General features: G+C 67.2%; 17 protein-coding genes and 1 rRNA gene. 8 read left to right on the forward strand and 10 right to left on the reverse strand.

What is annotated here, in order from left to right:
* Nucleotides 1-43: 43 nt before the first annotated feature.
* Nucleotides 44-2,392, reverse strand: coding sequence for an AsmA family protein (locus I4484_RS19360; RefSeq protein WP_197448795.1), 2,349 nt, complete (start codon nt 2,390-2,392; stop codon nt 44-46).
* Nucleotides 2,389-2,844, reverse strand: coding sequence for an acetyl-CoA sensor PanZ family protein (locus tag I4484_RS19365; RefSeq protein WP_197448796.1), 456 nt, complete (start codon nt 2,842-2,844; stop codon nt 2,389-2,391). Before I4484_RS19365 ends, I4484_RS19360 begins: the two co-directional genes overlap by 4 nt.
* Before the next feature lie 188 nt (nt 2,845-3,032).
* On the opposite strand from I4484_RS19365, the gene hisB reads away from it, so the two are divergent.
* The 5 genes from hisB to I4484_RS19390 all read left to right on the forward strand — a co-directional run bounded on the left by hisB (nt 3,033) and on the right by I4484_RS19390 (nt 6,475).
* A complete protein-coding gene (gene hisB / locus I4484_RS19370; RefSeq protein WP_197448797.1) occupies nt 3,033-3,626 on the forward strand; it encodes an imidazoleglycerol-phosphate dehydratase HisB in 594 nt (197 codons plus the stop codon).
* Nucleotides 3,627-3,656: 30 nt separating this feature from the next.
* Complete coding sequence (gene hisH / locus I4484_RS19375; RefSeq protein WP_197448798.1) at nt 3,657-4,298, forward strand: imidazole glycerol phosphate synthase subunit HisH; 642 nt, start codon at nt 3,657-3,659, stop codon at nt 4,296-4,298.
* A gap of 93 nt (nt 4,299-4,391) precedes the next feature.
* Nucleotides 4,392-5,150 carry a 1-(5-phosphoribosyl)-5-[(5-phosphoribosylamino)methylideneamino]imidazole-4-carboxamide isomerase gene (hisA, locus tag I4484_RS19380; RefSeq protein WP_197448799.1) on the forward strand — a complete coding sequence of 253 codons (759 nt, stop codon included), beginning with the start codon at nt 4,392-4,394 and terminating at the stop codon, nt 5,148-5,150.
* 3 nt (nt 5,151-5,153) lie between these two features.
* A complete protein-coding gene (gene hisF / locus I4484_RS19385) occupies nt 5,154-5,927 on the forward strand; it encodes an imidazole glycerol phosphate synthase subunit HisF (RefSeq protein ID WP_197448800.1) in 774 nt (257 codons plus the stop codon).
* 23 nt (nt 5,928-5,950) lie between these two features.
* Entirely contained in the window at nt 5,951-6,475 is a 525-nt protein-coding gene (locus tag I4484_RS19390; RefSeq protein WP_234283748.1) for a hypothetical protein, read from the forward strand.
* Nucleotides 6,476-6,493: 18 nt separating this feature from the next.
* On the opposite strand, the gene I4484_RS19395 is transcribed toward I4484_RS19390, so the two are convergent.
* Nucleotides 6,494-7,084, reverse strand: a complete 591-nt coding sequence (locus I4484_RS19395) for a YjaG family protein (RefSeq protein ID WP_197448801.1) — start codon at nt 7,082-7,084, stop codon at nt 6,494-6,496.
* Nucleotides 7,085-7,136: 52 nt separating this feature from the next.
* Nucleotides 7,137-7,430, reverse strand: a complete 294-nt coding sequence (locus I4484_RS19400; protein ID WP_197448802.1) for an MGMT family protein — start codon at nt 7,428-7,430, stop codon at nt 7,137-7,139.
* Between the two features lie 46 nt (nt 7,431-7,476).
* On the opposite strand from I4484_RS19400, the gene I4484_RS19405 reads away from it, so the two are divergent.
* Nucleotides 7,477-8,172 carry a type 1 glutamine amidotransferase gene (locus I4484_RS19405; protein WP_197448803.1) on the forward strand — a complete coding sequence of 232 codons (696 nt, stop codon included), beginning with the start codon at nt 7,477-7,479 and terminating at the stop codon, nt 8,170-8,172.
* Here the strand turns inward: I4484_RS19405 and mnmH are convergent.
* The 5 genes from mnmH to I4484_RS19430 form a co-directional block, all read right to left on the reverse strand.
* Nucleotides 8,152-9,300: a tRNA 2-selenouridine(34) synthase MnmH gene (mnmH, locus tag I4484_RS19410; RefSeq protein ID WP_197448804.1), complete on the reverse strand. Its 1,149-nt coding sequence runs from the start codon at nt 9,298-9,300 to the stop codon at nt 8,152-8,154. The genes I4484_RS19405 and mnmH overlap by 21 nt on opposite strands.
* Nucleotides 9,297-10,334 carry a selenide, water dikinase SelD gene (gene selD, locus I4484_RS19415; RefSeq protein ID WP_197448805.1) on the reverse strand — a complete coding sequence of 346 codons (1,038 nt, stop codon included), beginning with the start codon at nt 10,332-10,334 and terminating at the stop codon, nt 9,297-9,299. The genes mnmH and selD overlap by 4 nt, the downstream gene beginning before the upstream one ends.
* A gap of 53 nt (nt 10,335-10,387) precedes the next feature.
* Complete coding sequence (radA, locus tag I4484_RS19420) at nt 10,388-11,764, reverse strand: DNA repair protein RadA (RefSeq protein ID WP_197448806.1); 1,377 nt, start codon at nt 11,762-11,764, stop codon at nt 10,388-10,390.
* Nucleotides 11,765-11,863: 99 nt separating this feature from the next.
* Nucleotides 11,864-12,313, reverse strand: coding sequence for a copper resistance protein NlpE N-terminal domain-containing protein (locus I4484_RS19425; RefSeq protein WP_197448807.1), 450 nt, complete (start codon nt 12,311-12,313; stop codon nt 11,864-11,866).
* A gap of 116 nt (nt 12,314-12,429) precedes the next feature.
* Nucleotides 12,430-13,326 carry an AEC family transporter gene (locus tag I4484_RS19430; RefSeq protein ID WP_197448808.1) on the reverse strand — a complete coding sequence of 299 codons (897 nt, stop codon included), beginning with the start codon at nt 13,324-13,326 and terminating at the stop codon, nt 12,430-12,432.
* 115 nt (nt 13,327-13,441) lie between these two features.
* On the opposite strand from I4484_RS19430, the gene hisC reads away from it, so the two are divergent.
* The gene (hisC, locus tag I4484_RS19435) at nt 13,442-14,497 is read left to right on the forward strand and encodes a histidinol-phosphate transaminase (protein ID WP_197448809.1); all 1,056 of its coding nucleotides are present in this window, start codon (nt 13,442-13,444) and stop codon (nt 14,495-14,497) included.
* A gap of 46 nt (nt 14,498-14,543) precedes the next feature.
* Nucleotides 14,544-14,948 carry a VOC family protein gene (locus tag I4484_RS19440; protein ID WP_197448810.1) on the forward strand — a complete coding sequence of 135 codons (405 nt, stop codon included), beginning with the start codon at nt 14,544-14,546 and terminating at the stop codon, nt 14,946-14,948.
* Nucleotides 14,949-15,093: 145 nt separating this feature from the next.
* Here the strand turns inward: I4484_RS19440 and rrf are convergent.
* Nucleotides 15,094-15,209, reverse strand: a 5S ribosomal RNA gene (gene rrf / locus I4484_RS19445).
* Nucleotides 15,210-15,214: the final 5 nt, after the last annotated feature.

Consider the following 15,214-nt stretch of genomic DNA (forward strand, 5'->3'; position numbering starts at 1 on the left):
GCGCCGACTGGTGAGTCGGCGCAGAGACTGGCTTGTTGGGTCATCAGTTCAACAGACCACGCAGGGTGTCGCGAAGTTCCCGACCGGCTCCCTCGCCGAGACGCTCCTCGAGCCGCTCGAGCGGACGCTCCAGGCGCTCCTCCAGCTCCTCGCCGGCGCGGCGGGAGGCTTCGTCGCGCAGCAGCTCGGCCAGTGTCGCCTGAAACGCCTCACGATCGAAGCGACACCATTCGCCGCTGTCACCGGAGAGCTCACCGCTACAGCGCACCGGTAGCGGCACTCGCTCCAGGCGTCGATTGACCGGGCAGGCGGCATCCGCACCATCGACGAAGCGGGCGGCAGCACGCAGGTCGAAGCGTTCGCTGCCCAGGTCAAGCTCGCCGCTGCCGCCCAGCTCGATGCCGGGAATGAGAACCAGGATGTCTTCACTGCGAGCAACGCCATCGTTGATGCGCAGGCTCGCTTCGGCACGCTCGAAGCGCGTATCGGCGCTCCAGTCACGGCTGGTCTCGCGGCCTTCGAGCGTGGCCGCCAGGGTGCACAGCTCCTGCGATACGTTGACGTCGAGAACGGCCCCCTCGTCGATGTGCCCCTTCAGCCGCCCGTTGAGGTTGCGCTTGAGCGCCGGCCAACTGTTGGCACGCGTTTCAAGTTCACCGTCGAGGGTCAGGCGACCGCGCAGCGGCGCAGCGCTGCCGTCCTCGCTCAGCGCCTGCAGCAGCGGCTCCAGTCGCACCCGCGAAAGGCTGGGCTTCAGCTGCCAGTGAATCGGCTCGCGGGTCAAGTCGAGTGCACCGCTGGCGCTCAGCTCGCCGTCGTAGAAGACCGAGCCGAAGCGCTCGAGGCGCTGCTTTCCATCGCCGCCGGACAGGGCCAGCCCCACCTCGGTAAAGTCGAGCCCCGAAAGGTGCAGCTGCGCCAGGTCAAGCGTGCCGCTCAAGTTCAGCTGGCTCAGCCACTCGGCGGGCACCAGCGTGCCTGCATCCTGCGCATAGGCCTTGCCGAGGCCCGGGAGGTCACGCCGAGCGGCACTCTGGTCGGCGGGCTCGGGCGGCGGCAGGTAGCGATCCAGATCGAGGCGGTCTCCCTGCAACTCGAAGTCGAGCAGTTTTCCGTCGAAGCCGGCGCCCAGCCTGCCGGTAAAGGTGCTGCCGTCGAGCACCATGGTCAGGCCCGCCAGCTCGAGGCGCTCCAGATCGCCTTGCACCGGGCTGGTCAGCGCCACGTCGGTGAGCGCCTGCGGATCCGCCGTTTCGACCATCTTGCCGAGCCGCGAGAGCCAGGGCCGCAGCGAGAAGGGCGCCACGCTAAGCTGGCCGCTGTAGGCGGGCGCCCGGTCGAGGTCGGTGAGATTGAGATGTCCGCTCAGGCTCAGGTCATCGGGCCCGGTCAGCTGCAGGTCACGCAGCTGTGCCGAGTTCTCGGCCAGATCGGCATCCACCGCCATCACCAGCGCCAAGGGCACCGGTTCCTCGCCCAGGGCGGGATGCCGCAGCCCGGCCTCGAGCCGCCCCTCCTGCAACTGCAGGCGCTGCTGCGAGAGATCGAGAATGAGCTGCTGTCCGCTCAGATCGAGCTGTTGCCTGCCCTCGAGACCCGCCAGCAGGCTGGCGGTGCTGAGTTTCAGCCCCTCGAGCAGATAGCGGCGCTCGGCAAGGACGAGCCGCATCCGTCCCTCTAGCGAAATGTCGCTCGCCAGGGCCGGGCTTCGCTCCAGCTCCCGCCAATCGAGGGTTGCGTACGATTTCAACTTGAAAGAGGACTTGAACGGAAAGGCGCGCTGGGGATTGACGTTGGTACCGGAGAGATTGATCTCCTCGACGACCCACTCGGTTCGCTGTGTCAGGTCGCGGTATGTCGCCGCGCCGTTGCGCACCTGCACGCTGGCGATGTTGAGCGCCACGGCCAGGTTGCTGCTTTCCCGGCTAGGTCCGGCGCTGGCCGGCGCCAGCGCCGATTCGGCCCCCTCACGGCGTTCGTCGAGACGCTGCAGCAGGGTTTCCCAGTTGCCGCGTCCCTCCTCGTCGCGCGCCAGGCGTAGCTGCATGCCGTCGAGCGTCAGCCCTTCGATGGCGATCTCGCCGCGCAGTAACGGCGCGAACGCCAGGCTGACCTCGGCATGGGTGAAGGCCAAAAACGGCGCCTCCTCCTCGCTCTGCTCCGGGAGGCGGCCTTCGGCCTGCTCTACGCTGACCCCCAGGCGCGGATAGAAGGACCAGGAGAGCGGGCCGTCGAGGGTCAGCTCCAGCCCGCTCTGCTCGCGCACCACCTCGACCAGGCGCGGCTTGAAGTCCTCGGGGTCGAGAAAGGTCGTGACGTAGACCACGGCCGCCGCCACCACGACGCCGAGCACCCCGATGGCGGCCAGCAGCATCTGCAACAATCGCTTCATGGGTTACCGCCTCCTTGCAGCGGTGGAGCCAATACGAAATGGTCGCCGGTGATATCCAGGCGATATCCCAGGCGGGTCAGTAGCACCTGATCGGCGACCGGCAGCTGCCAAGAGTGCGTGCGCAGCTCCCGGCCCGCGGTGCGGGCGGCATCGCTGACCAGCGCCAGCAGCCGCGAGCCGACGCCGCGCCGGCGGGTGGCCTTGCGCACGCACAGTTCCGACAGCCACCAGGCCTGATCGTCGGCGCTCACCGCCACCGCGCCCAGCAGGCGTTCGTTGAAGCGTGCGCAAGCGAAAAAGTGGCCGGCCTCGAGGTGTTCGCGAAGGAAGGCGGCCACAGGCACGCCCAGGCGCTCGGCCGGAGCATCGGCATAGATCCGCTGCAGGTCGTGCTTGATCTGTGGATCGGTCGCCCAGACGGCCTGGTCTACGAGGTGAAGCGTTACCGGCATGACGGTCTCCCTGGGCCGCGGCACGGAGCCGCCGCTGTGAATGGGCGCATTGTAGCGGATGGGGGGGGCGATTCTCTATAATGGACGGCCCATGACGGCAAGCGCAGAGGCTTGCCCGCCCGGAAGCCGCCTGCGGTCAAGCCGGGCCCATACCATGCGACGCGCGCCAGCGCCAGAGAGAGTCCGACATGTCCGAGCGAATCGCCACGGTAACCCGTGATACCAAGGAGACCCAGGTCACGGTCAGCGTGAACCTCGATGGCGAGGGGCAGCTGAACTGCGAGACCGGCGTGCCCTTCCTCGATCACATGCTGGATCAGGTGGCTCGCCACGGCCTGATCGATCTTGACATCAAGGCGGTGGGCGACCTGCACATCGACGACCACCATACCGTCGAGGACCTCGGCATCACCCTCGGCCAGGCCTTCGCCCAGGCGATCGGCGACAAGCGCGGCATCCACCGCTACGGCCACGCCTACGTGCCGCTGGACGAGGCGCTATCGCGCGTCGTGGTCGACTTCTCGGGCCGCCCCGGACTCTACATGAACGTCGAGTTCACCCGCGCCACGATCGGCCGGCTCGATACCCAGCTGTTCTGGGAGTTCTTCCAGGGCTTCGTCAACCACGCCCGGGTCACGCTGCACATCGACAACCTGAAGGGTTTCAACGCCCATCACCAGGCGGAGACCATTTTCAAGGCCTTCGGCCGCGCCCTGCGCATGGCCGTGGAGCCCGACCCGCGCATGGCCGGCCAGATGCCGTCCACCAAGGGCTGCCTGTAACGCCTTCGACCGAACCTGAGAGGAGCCGCCATGACCATTGCCGTCATCGACTATGGAATGGGCAATCTGCATTCGGTTGCCAAGGCGCTGGAACACGTCACCCACGAGCACGTCGTGATCACGCGGGACCCACGCCGCATCCAGGGCGCCACCCGCCTGGTGCTGCCCGGCCAAGGGGCGATCCGCGACTGCATGGGCGAGCTCGAGAAGACCGAGCTGCGAGGCCTGGTGGAGGAACTGCTGGCCCGGCAGAGCAAGCCGCTGCTGGGCATCTGCGTCGGCCAGCAGATGCTGCTCGACCACAGCGAGGAGAGCGGCGGCATTCCCTGCCTGGGGTTTCTTGCCGGCGAAGTGAAGCGCTTTCCCACCGACATGGTCGACGACCGCGGGCAGCGTCTCAAGGTGCCCCACATGGGCTGGAACCTGGTGCACCAACACCATGACCACCCGCTGTGGCAGGGCATCGACCAGGACGAGCACTTCTACTTCGTGCACAGTTACTACGTGGCGGCCCAGGACGACGCCTGCGTGTTCGGCACCACCCGCTACGGGCGGATCGACGCGCATGTCGCCATCGCTCGCGACGCCACCTTCGCGGTGCAGTTCCACCCCGAGAAGAGCTCGCGGGCCGGACTCAAGCTGCTGGAAAATTTCGTTACCTGGGCGCCCTGAGGCTCCACCAGGCCATCCAGGCGCACCCGACCTGCGCAGCCGGCCAGGCCGCCCGACAACCCGGCGCCCCGAACGCGCCCGAGAGGACACGACATGCTGGTAATACCCGCCATCGATCTCAAGGACGGCAAGTGCGTCCGCCTCAAGCAGGGGCGGATGGACGATGCCACTACCTACGGCGACGATCCGGTGGCCATGGCGGCCCGCTGGGTCGAGGCCGGCGCGCGCCGCCTGCACCTGGTCGACCTCAACGGCGCCTTCGAGGGCAAGCCGATCAACGGTGAGGCGGTGACCGCCATTGCCCGCCGCTGGCCCGAGCTGCCCATCCAGATCGGTGGCGGCATCCGCAGCGCCGACACCATCGAACACTATCTCGCCGCTGGCGTCTCCTACGTCATCATCGGCACCAAGGCGGTCAAGGAGCCGGCCTTCGTCGGCGAGATGTGCCGCGCATTCCCCGGCCATGTGATCGTCGGCCTCGATGCCCGCGACGGCTACGTCGCCACCGACGGCTGGGCCGAGGTCTCCACGGTCAAGGCCACCGAACTGGCCCGGCGCTTCGCCGATGATGGCGTCTCCAGCATCGTCTACACCGACATTGCCCGCGACGGCATGATGAACGGCGTCAACGTCGAAGCCACGGCGCAGCTTGCCCGTGAGGGCGGCCTGCCGGTGATCGCCTCGGGCGGGGTGACCAATCTCGACGACCTGCGCGCCCTGGTGGCCGCGGGCGAGCCGGGTATTCTCGGCGCCATCACCGGCCGAGCCATCTACGAAGGCAGCCTCGACGTGGCCGAGGGCCAGGCGCTGTGTGACGAACTGACTGCAGGGCTCGATCGAGCCGGGAGCTGAATCATGGGACTGGCCAAACGCATCATTCCCTGCCTCGACGTCGACGCCGGCCGTGTGGTGAAGGGCGTCAACTTCATTGGCATCCGCGATGCCGGCGATCCGGTGGAGATCGCCCAGCGCTACAACCTGCAGGGCGCCGACGAGATCACCTTCCTCGACATCACGGCCAGCCACGAGGATCGCGACACCACGGTGGAGATGGTCGAGCGCATCGCCGGCGAGGTGTTCATACCGCTGACCGTGGGCGGCGGCATCCGCACCTGCGACGATATCCGCACCATGCTCAATGCCGGTGCCGACAAGGTATCGATCAATACCGCCGCGGTGACCAATCCCGACTTCGTGCGCGAGGCTGCCGAGCGCTTCGGCAGCCAGTGCATCGTGGTGGCCATCGACGCCAAGCGGGTCTCGGCCGAGGGCGAAGCGCCGCGCTGGGAGATCTTCACCCACGGCGGACGGCGACCCACCGGCCTGGACGCGGTCGAGTGGGCGAAGAAGATGGTCGAGTATGGGGCCGGCGAGCTGCTATTGACCAGCATGGACCGCGACGGTACCAAGGCCGGCTTCGACCTGGGCGTGACCCGCGCCATCAGTGATGCCGTGACGGTGCCGGTGATCGCCTCGGGCGGGGTCGGTAACCTCGATCATCTGGTCGACGGCGTGCTGGAGGGCGGCGCCGACGCGGTGCTCGCCGCCAGCATCTTTCACTTCGGCGAGTACACCATTCCCGAGGCCAAGCGCTACATGGCCGAACGCGGTATCGAGATGCGCCTTTGATCACGGCGCCGAGGAGCATGATCGTGCCGGCTGCCTTGGGGGGTGTCCTGCGCCGGGTGCTCGCCGCTCTCGCCACGCTCGTGCTGCTATCGTCGGCAGCCGTGGCCGCCCCGATGCCGAGCTGGCCACCACGGCTCGCACTCGACCACGCGCTACTGCAGACCAGCCTGTTCACGCGCCACTTCGATCCCGAGCCCGATCACAACGACTACCAGCAGCTGATCGGCCTCGAGCTGCATAACCCGCAGCGTTGGCTGCTCGGCGGGGCTCGCTTCCTCAACTCCTTCGACCAGGAAGCCTTCTATCTCTATGCCGGCCGTGAGTTCCCCTTATGGGCGCCACGCGACGACGTCACCCTACGCGCCAAGCTGACCGCTGGCTTGCTGCATGGCTACCGTGGCGAGTATCGCGACAATATCCCCTTCAACCGCCACGGCACCGCGCCGGCCGCCCTGCCCAGCGTGGGCCTGCGCTGGGGGCGCTTCGAGACCGACCTGATCGTCTTCGGTACCGCCGGCGCCATGGTCATCGGCGGTATCCGGTTCTAGGCGTCGGTCCTTCCGCGCCTAGCCGGCCTCGAGCCCCAGATTGCTCACGCCGTCGTTGCGCCCCAGACGCCGCAGCGCCCTGAGCGCCTCGCGATCGAGATTGCCCTCCACCGCCTCGAGCACGGCATCCTGGAAATCGTTTTCGTCCGCCATGAGTGGGTGCTCACGTACCAGTTTCGCCAGTCTGCCGGCATCCTCCTCGCCTTCGGTCAGCTCGATGTAGGCGCGCACCCCACCCTTGGAGATACGGCTGACCTCGAGCACCGCATCGGCGGATTCGCCGCGTAGCGTATCGAGCAGCGAGGTCAGGGCGACGACCATCTCCACGGCACGGCGGGCACCGAAGCTGTCGTCGTCGGCCGGCGGCTCGAGTTCGGCGAGCTTCTCGGCCTGGCGCTCGAAGTCGATGCGCGCCTCGCGCACGCTGAGCTGCTCCCACACCAGATCGAGGATCGCCTTCACTCCCGCCGGGTTCCCGGCCCCCGTCATCTGGGCATAGAGCGCATAGTTGGGCAGCAATCGCTCGCACAGCGCCGCCATGAAGACCTGCTGTCGGCGCGGCGAGAGGGCCTGGAGCCGCTCATGGAAGCCCCCCTTGGGCTGACTCATGGATTCTCCTCGTCAATTGGCGGTCTGATGATAGGAGTGAAAAAACGCCCGCTCATGGCCACAGCACCTCGGGCGCCACACGCCCTCGCGCATCGAACAGCACGCCCTCGGCGACCAGCCGCTGGCGCTGCTCGTGGGCGCCGGGATGATCGGCCAGCCGGCGCGAGGCGGTGATCACCCGAAACCACGGCAGGCCGTGATCGTCGGGCAGTTCGCGCAGTGCCCGTGCCACCAGGCGCGGCGTGCCGCCTTCGGTCATGGCGGCGATACGCCCGTAGGTGGTCACCCGCCCCGGCGGAATCGCGGCCAGGATGGTCAGGATCTGTTCGCGCAGTACCGGTTTCATGTACGCTGCCGCTCCCTGTCTGCATCACCTGAATGGCGAGGTCTCCATGCACCTGCATCTGCTTCAACACAGCCCGCATCACGGCCCGGGACGGATCGTCGACTGGCTGACCAGCATGGGCCACAGCCATACCGTCTTCCATCTGCATGACGGTGAAACGCCACCCAGCCTGGCCGATGGCGATGCGCTGATCCTGCTCGACGGGCCGATGGATATCCTCGACGATGCCCGCTATCCCTGGCTCAAGCGCGAGCGCAAGCTGATCGCCAAGGCGCTGGACGGCAACAAGCCGCTGCTCGGCATCGGCATGGGCGCCAAGATGATCGCCGCCGAACTCGGTGCCACGGTGGGCCGCGGTACTTACGCCGAAGTCGGCTGGCATGAGGTAACCCTGGCCCCCGAGAGCCCCTTCGACCTGCCGGAGCAGTTTACCGCCTTCATGTGGCATCGCGATGTCTTCGCTCTGCCCGACGACGCCCTGCCGCTCGGCGGCAGCCTGGGCAGCCCGGTGCAGGGTTTCGCCTGGGATGCCGGGCGGGCGCTGGGGCTGCTGTGCCATTTCGAAGTGACCCACGCCAGCGTCAGCGAACTGCTGGCGAACGGCGAGCAGCCGGAAGGCAGCGAGGCCAGCCCCCACGCGCAACCCGCCGCCAGCATCCTGGCCGATGGGCGGCGCTTCGATCGCCTGGCCCCGCTGCTTGACCGCCTGCTGAGCCAGTGGCTACGCAGTGCTCCGGCATGAGAGTTCGCTGGCCGGCGGCGTCTGCCCCGCGCCTTGCCGCATCGCCTCCGCCGACCACTCCCGTGCCGCCGCCAGGCAGCTGTCCCAGTCGCCCACATGCAGGAAGCGCGCGGGGTCGCGCTTTTCCAACTGGTAGCGGTACATGGGGTCATAATATTCGGTGAGTAGCGGTGCCAGCCAGGCCTCGTGGGCCTGGCGATTGCCCCGTTCGTGCTCGCGAAAGGCGAGCTGCTGAAGCCGCTGAAGGCGCGCCAGGCGGGCATGGCCAAGACGCTTCTTCAGCCTCGCCAGCGCCGTCGAGAGCTGCTTGCGCATCAGCGTCCAGCCCAGCCACTCGCCGCACTGCTGGCGATAGATCGCCCACAGGTCGTCGATGTAGTCCTTGCGGATCTGTTCCAGGCGCCAGTCGAGAGGCATCTCCACGCGCAGCCGCGGGGCTTGCTCCATCGCCCGCCAGAAGGCGAGCGGCACGTTGGCCGCACCGATATGGCGCGATTCGTCCTCCACCACCAGCGGGCCGTGGAGCTCGAGCAGGCGCCTCCCCATGGCGTGCTCGAAATCGATCTGGCTGGGCGCCGGCAGCGGATGCCGGCCGAAGGCCGAACCCTTGTGTCGGGCGCAGCCCTCAAGGTCGAGACCATTGGGCAGCGCCTGTACCAGGGCCGTCTTGGCACAGCCGGTCAATCCGCCGACCACCAGCAGCGGCTGCGCGGCCGCCGTGTCGATGCGCCGGCACAGCGCCTGGCGCATCGCCTTCCAGCCGCCGCGAATGCGTGGCCGTTCGATGCCGCTCTCGGCCAGCCACTGCTGGGCGATCTGTGAACGCAGCCCGCCGCGAAAGCAGTAGATCACGGCATCGGGATGCGCCTCGACGAGGCCCCGCCAGGCAGCGATTCGCGCTGCCCGGATACCGCCGCTGACCAGTCGCTGGCCCAGCGCGATGGCGGCCTGCTGGCCGTGCTGCTTGTACTCGATGCCGACCTGGTGACGCTCCTCGTCGTCCATCAGCGGCAGGTTGACCGCCCCCGGCAGGCTGCCCTGGGCGAACTCCACCGGCGCGCGCACGTCGATCAGTACCCGCCCCTGACGCAGCAAGGAGAGCTCGGGCTCAAGCAACGGCAGGGTCACCCGCGCACCTCGATCAGCGCCTGGCCCTCGGCCTTGACCATCTCGCCGAACGGCACCAGCTCGATGCCGTGCTCACGGCCGATGCGCTCGACGTCGTCTTCCCAGGAAGGATGCACCGAGAGCAGCAGCCCACCGGAGGTCTGCGGGTCGCACAGCCACTGCCAGTGCGGCTCGTCCATGTCCTTGAGCGCAGCCCCCAGGGCGTTGCGGTTGCGGCCGGTGCCGCCGGGTACCGCACCGCGGCGGCGATATGCCTCGGCCTCGGCCAGCCGTGGCAGGCGGCGGAAGTCGATGCGCGCGGCCACGCCGCTGGCCTGGCACACCTCGGTGAGGTGCCCCGCCAGGCCGAAGCCGGTGACGTCGGTCATGGCGTGTACGCCCTTGACCTTGGCCAGCGCCATGCCGATCTGGTTGGGCTTCAGCATGGTCTCGCGGGCCAGGGTCTGATGACCGGACTCCAGCAGCCCCTGCTTCTCGGCGGTGGTCAGAAAGCCGACACCCAGTGGCTTGGTCAGGAACAGCAGGTCACCCACCTGGGCGCCCTTGTTGAGCTTCAAGTGTTCGAGATCGACCAGGCCGTTGACCGCCAGGCCGAAGATCGGCTCCGGCGCGTCGATCGAGTGACCACCGGCCAGCGCCAGGCCCAACTCGCGGCACACGCCCTGGGCCCCCGCCACCACGTCGCCGGCGATCTCCGGGCCCAGCTTGTCCAGCGGCCAGCCGAGGATGCCAAGCGCCAGGACCGGCCTGCCGCCCATGGCGTAGACGTCGCTGATGGCGTTGGTCGCGGCGATGCGACCGAAGTCGAAGGGATCGTCGACGATGGGCATGAAGAAATCGGTGGTGGCAATCATGCCGCGGCCATCGCCCAGGTCATACACGGCCGCATCCTCACGGCCCTGGTTGCCCACGATCAGGCGCGAATGGGTGGCCCCCGGCCCGGCCTTGGCCAGGATGCCGTCGAGGACATCGGGGGCAATCTTGCAGCCGCAGCCGGCGCCATGGCTGTATTGGGTCAGGCGAATCGCGCTCATCTCGTTCTCCTTGGCGGTCGTATCGTCATTCTATCGCAGTGAGCGGTGCTTTCTCACAATGCCTCGAGCGCATCGGCCAGCTTGTCCACCGTCACCACCTCCATGCCCTCGGGGGCACGCTTCGGTGCATTGGCCCGCGGCACGATGGCACGGGTGAAGCCGTGCTTGGCCGCCTCGACGATGCGCTCCTGGCCGCTGGGTACGGGACGGATCTCGCCGGAAAGCCCCACTTCGCCGAAGGCCACCAGCTCGCGTGGCAAGGGACGGTTCTGCAGGCTCGACACCACCGCCAGCAGCACCGCCAGGTCGGCGCTGGTCTCGAGCACCTTGACCCCACCGACAACGTTGAGAAAGACGTCCTGGTCACCGGTGAACAGCCCGCCATGGCGATGCAGTACCGCCAGCAGCATGGCCAGGCGGTTCTGGTCGAGACCCACCGCCACCCGCCGCGGATTGCCCAGTGCCGACTCGTCGAGCAGCGCCTGCACTTCCACCAGCAGCGGTCGCGTGCCCTCCCACACCACCATCACCAGGCTGCCGGGCGAGCGCTCCTCGCTGCGGGAGAGAAAGATGGCGCTGGGGTTCTTTACCTCCTTGAGGCCGTTCTCGAGCATGGCGAACACGCCGAGCTCATTGACCGCCCCGAAGCGGTTCTTCTGCCCGCGCAGGGTGCGAAAGCGCGAATCGGCACCACCTTCGAGCAACAGCGAGGCGTCGATCATGTGTTCCAGCACCTTGGGCCCGGCCAGGGTGCCATCCTTGGTCACGTGCCCCACCAGCAGCAGCACGGTGTTGGACTGCTTGGCGAAGCGCGTCAGCACCGCGGCGGATTCGCGTACCTGGGCCACGCCGCCGGGAGCCGAGGCGATATCCTCGAGGTGCATGGTCTGGATCGAGTCGATGATCAGGATCTCGGGACGCTCCCGCTCGGCCACGGCGAGCACCGTCTCGACGCTGGTCTCGGCCAGCATCTTGAGCCCCTGGCTGGGCAGCTGCAGGCGATGCGCCCGCATCGCCACCTGAGAGAGCGACTCCTCGCCGGTGACGTAGAGCACCTTGCGCGCCTGGGCCAGCTTGCAGGCGGTTTGTAGCAGCAGGGTCGACTTGCCGGCACCGGGATGGCCGCCGAGCAGCACTGCCGACCCCGGCACCAGCCCGCCGCCCAATACGCGGTCGAACTCATCGAAGGTCGAGGAAAGTCGTGGCACCTCGGAGAGATCGACGCTGCCCAGGTCGACGACTTCCTTCGACAGTGCGCCAGCATAGCCGGAGCGCCCGGCACCACTCGAGGCCGCGGCCCCCGGACGCGGGGCGGCGAGCCTCACTTCGCTCAAGGTGTTCCACTCCAGGCAGCTCGAACATTGCCCCTGCCACTTGCGGTACTCCGCACCGCACTCGGTGCAGACGAAGGCACTCTTCGCTTTGGCCATGCAGGCCCCTCTCCGGCTTCATTTCGGCCCATTCTATCAGGCCAACCAAACGCGCGAAGGCGGCCCGCAGGCCGCCTTCGCCACTGCTCGAGCCCGACCTTACCGGCGCTGCAGCTGCAGGGCTTCGTTGTTCTGGAAGCGCCGACGCTGAGGGTCGATCAGCTCCAGGGTCTGCTCGTCGACGCGCAGGAAGTAGTAGACCTGCCCTTCGCCATCCGGTGTCAGCTCGTATACGGTGGCGTCGGGATCGACCGCGGTACCGCTAAGTACCTCCCAATTGCCGGCGTACTCTTCATCGGGCGGCTCCTGAGGGTGCTCCTGATAGCTGGCACGCAGTTCGAAGGTGCGCTCCTCGAGCGCCGCCTGCTCGTCGCCTCGCAGTGTCACGTTCAGGTCGATACCCGCACAGTTGCGGCAGGGCAGGGTACCTTGGTAAACGACTTCGGCATCGTCCATTGCCATGTCGGCACGGTCATCAGCCGGGCCGGCCGCACAACCGGCCAGGAAGGCCAGCATGGCCGAGCCAGCCAGCAGGGTCCTCACTTGCATTTGTACACTCCTAACCTATGGGTTTGTCGCCATGTACCGATGTCAGCGTATGTCACAGCATAACCCCTCAGGGCGCTGGCAGACAGTCTCGTCTGTTCCCGCCTGACAAGTCGCGTTTAGACGACCCCTGGGTGAACGTACATGAAGACCAGCGCCAGCACGAGGGGCATCACCACCAGGCTACCCAGGTTGCCGATCAGCACCAGGGAGGCGACCTTGTGGGGCTCCTGGCGATACTGCTCGGCCACCAGGTAGTTGAGCACGGCGGGGGGCAGCGCGGCAAACACCCATAGTGCCGCGGCCTGCAGCCCCGTCAGTTCCAGCCACAGGATCATCGGGGCAGCCAGCACGAGCCCCGACAGCGGGCAGAGTACCGCGCCGAGCAGTCCGGTTCTCCAGTCGCCGAAATCGATATCGAGCATGCGTACCCCGAGCGCGAACAGCATCAGCGGGATGCACACCCCACCCAGCATGTGCAGCGCCTCGAGCAGCCAGCCGGGCAGCGGTACGCCGCCCAGGTTGACGCCCAGCCCCGCCAGGCTGGCCAGCACGATCGGCATCCTCAGTAGGCGCCACAACGGCGTTCGCGGGCTGAGCATGTAAAGCCCCACCGAGAAGTGCAGCAGCATCTCGACGATGAACACCACCACCGCAGCGGGCAGCGCTGCCTCACCGAAGGCGAGCACCAGCAGAGGGATGCCCATGTTGCCGGAATTGTTGAACATCATCGGCGGCAGGAACGTCTTGGGCTCGAGCCTCAGCAGCCTGACCAGCGGCCACAGCACCAGGCCCGATCCCAGCACCACGACGACCGCCCCCAGCGCCAGGCCCGCATACTCCGCCAGCGGGGCTTGCCGGTCCGCCAGCACCGCGAACACCAGCATGGGCACGAAAATCTCCATGTTGAGGGTGTTCAGGCTGCGTATGTCCGGAGTACGAAAACGGCCGTAGAGGGTGCCGCAGCCGGCGATCAGGAACACCGGCAGCAGCGTAGCAATGATCTGGGCGGTCATGTATGGGTTCCAGCGTCCACGCGAAAGCGCCTAGGCTAGCACGCTAGCGGCTTGCGCGGTCAGGCCGCAGCGGTCAACATGGCCTAAAGTTCCGTCCGACGAGAAACGAGACACCATGAGCCAGTTCTGGAGCCCGGCGGTGCGCGAGCTGACGCCCTATGTCCCGGGTGAACAGCCACGCGAGAAGCTGATCAAGCTCAACACCAACGAGAACCCCTATCCCCCGGCCCCCGGCGTCGAGGCGAAGCTGCGCGAGTACCCGGTCGATCACCTGCGCCTCTACCCCGATCCGCAGTCCTTGGCCTTGCGCCAGGCACTCGCTCGAGAGCATGGCGTCGAGGTAGGGCAGGTCTTCGTAGGAAACGGCTCGGACGAGGTGTTGGCCCTGGCCTTCCAGGCCTTCTTCTGCCACGAGCGCCCGCTCGAGATGCCGGAGATCACCTACAGCTTCTACCCGGTCTACTGCAAGCTGTACGGTATCGAGCGTCGCGCTCTACCGCTCGACCATGAGTGGCGGGTCGATTTCGACGCCTTCACCGCCGGGAGCGGCGGCGCCATTTTCGCCAACCCCAACGCCCCCACGGCACACGGCCATCCGCGCGTGGCCATTGCCGCGCTGCTCGAGCGCCTGACCGAACAGGTCGTGCTGATCGATGAGGCCTATGTCGATTTCGGCGGAGAGAGCGCCGTGCCGCTGATCGAGCGCTTCCCCAACCTGCTGGTGACGGGAACCTTCTCGAAGTCGCGCAGCCTGGCTGGTCTGCGGCTGGGCTACGCCATCGGTTCGCGCGAGCTGATCGAGGGCCTCGAACGGGTCAAGGACTCCTTCAACTCCTATCCCATCGACAGTCTGGCCAGTGCGCTCGGCATCGCCTCACTGGAGGACCGCGAGCACTTCGACGCCTGTCGGGAGCGCGTCATCACCACCCGTGAACGTACCGTTCGCCGTCTTGCCGAGCTCGGCTTCGAGGTACTGCCCTCCCAGGCCAATTTCGTTCTTGCGCGCCACCCCGAGCACGATGCCGCCCAGCTCTTCGTCGGCCTGCGCGAGCGAGGCATCCTGGTGCGCCACTTCAACACCGAGGCCCTGCGCGACTTCCTGCGTATCTCGATCGGCACCGACGACGAGATGGACAGCCTGGTCGAAGCCTTCGAGCTGCTCTGTCGTTGATCCATACCAGGGCGCCGCCAGGCGCCCGACCCAGCCGAGGTGCCGTATGTCCACGTCTCCCCTCCCGCTGACGGGAGTCCATCATGTCGCCCTGATTACCGCCGACTATCCCCGCGCCAGGCGCTTTTATACCGACGTGCTGGGCGCCGAAGTGCTCAACGAGACCTACCGCGCCGAGCGAGACAGCCACAAGCTGGACCTGCGTCTCCCCGGCGGTATCCAGTTGGAACTCTTCTCCTTTCCCGAGCCGCCGGCCCGCCCCAGCTACCCCGAAGCCTGCGGCTGGCGTCACCTTGCCCTGGCCACCACCGATCTGGATGCCTGCGTGAAGCTGCTCGAGGCACGCGGTGCACGGCCCGAGCCCATTCGCACCGATGCCTCGACAGGGTCGCGTTTCACTTTCCTGAGCGACCCCGACGGCACCCCCATCGAGCTGTACGAAGTGAACTGACAGGCAAAGAAAAACCCCGAGCACTTTCGTACTCGGGGTTTTGGAATGGATGCCTGACGATGACTCGGGCGGCGCTCCGCTACTCTACGTGGGAGGCCCCTAAACGGCGAAACCCCGACCAGTTGGCCGGGGTTTCTGAAAAGATGCCTGACGATGACCTACTCTCGCATGGGGAGACCCCACACTACCATCGGCGCTGAGCGGTTTCACTGCTGAGTTCGGCATGGGATCAGGTGGTTCCCACTCGCTATGGTCGTCAGGCGAAA

The organism is Halomonas sp. SS10-MC5 (genome assembly GCF_015992245.1).
Taxonomy (GTDB): domain Bacteria; phylum Pseudomonadota; class Gammaproteobacteria; order Pseudomonadales; family Halomonadaceae; genus Halomonas; species Halomonas sulfidoxydans.

What these genes read in the sequence shown, in the direction of transcription:
- I4484_RS19360 (WP_197448795.1), bottom strand. Translation starts at nt 2,392, where the DNA reads ATGAAGCGATTGTTGCAGATGCTGCTGGCCGCCATCGGGGTGCTCGGC.
- I4484_RS19365 (WP_197448796.1), bottom strand. Translation starts at nt 2,844, where the DNA reads ATGCCGGTAACGCTTCACCTCGTAGACCAGGCCGTCTGGGCGACCGAT.
- hisB (WP_197448797.1), top strand. Translation starts at nt 3,033, where the DNA reads ATGTCCGAGCGAATCGCCACGGTAACCCGTGATACCAAGGAGACCCAG.
- hisH (WP_197448798.1), top strand. Translation starts at nt 3,657, where the DNA reads ATGACCATTGCCGTCATCGACTATGGAATGGGCAATCTGCATTCGGTT.
- hisA (WP_197448799.1), top strand. Translation starts at nt 4,392, where the DNA reads ATGCTGGTAATACCCGCCATCGATCTCAAGGACGGCAAGTGCGTCCGC.
- hisF (WP_197448800.1), top strand. Translation starts at nt 5,154, where the DNA reads ATGGGACTGGCCAAACGCATCATTCCCTGCCTCGACGTCGACGCCGGC.
- I4484_RS19395 (WP_197448801.1), bottom strand. Translation starts at nt 7,084, where the DNA reads ATGAGTCAGCCCAAGGGGGGCTTCCATGAGCGGCTCCAGGCCCTCTCG.
- I4484_RS19400 (WP_197448802.1), bottom strand. Translation starts at nt 7,430, where the DNA reads ATGAAACCGGTACTGCGCGAACAGATCCTGACCATCCTGGCCGCGATT.
- I4484_RS19405 (WP_197448803.1), top strand. Translation starts at nt 7,477, where the DNA reads ATGCACCTGCATCTGCTTCAACACAGCCCGCATCACGGCCCGGGACGG.
- selD (WP_197448805.1), bottom strand. Translation starts at nt 10,334, where the DNA reads ATGAGCGCGATTCGCCTGACCCAATACAGCCATGGCGCCGGCTGCGGC.
- radA (WP_197448806.1), bottom strand. Translation starts at nt 11,764, where the DNA reads ATGGCCAAAGCGAAGAGTGCCTTCGTCTGCACCGAGTGCGGTGCGGAG.
- I4484_RS19425 (WP_197448807.1), bottom strand. Translation starts at nt 12,313, where the DNA reads ATGCAAGTGAGGACCCTGCTGGCTGGCTCGGCCATGCTGGCCTTCCTG.
- I4484_RS19430 (WP_197448808.1), bottom strand. Translation starts at nt 13,326, where the DNA reads ATGACCGCCCAGATCATTGCTACGCTGCTGCCGGTGTTCCTGATCGCC.
- hisC (WP_197448809.1), top strand. Translation starts at nt 13,442, where the DNA reads ATGAGCCAGTTCTGGAGCCCGGCGGTGCGCGAGCTGACGCCCTATGTC.
- I4484_RS19440 (WP_197448810.1), top strand. Translation starts at nt 14,544, where the DNA reads ATGTCCACGTCTCCCCTCCCGCTGACGGGAGTCCATCATGTCGCCCTG.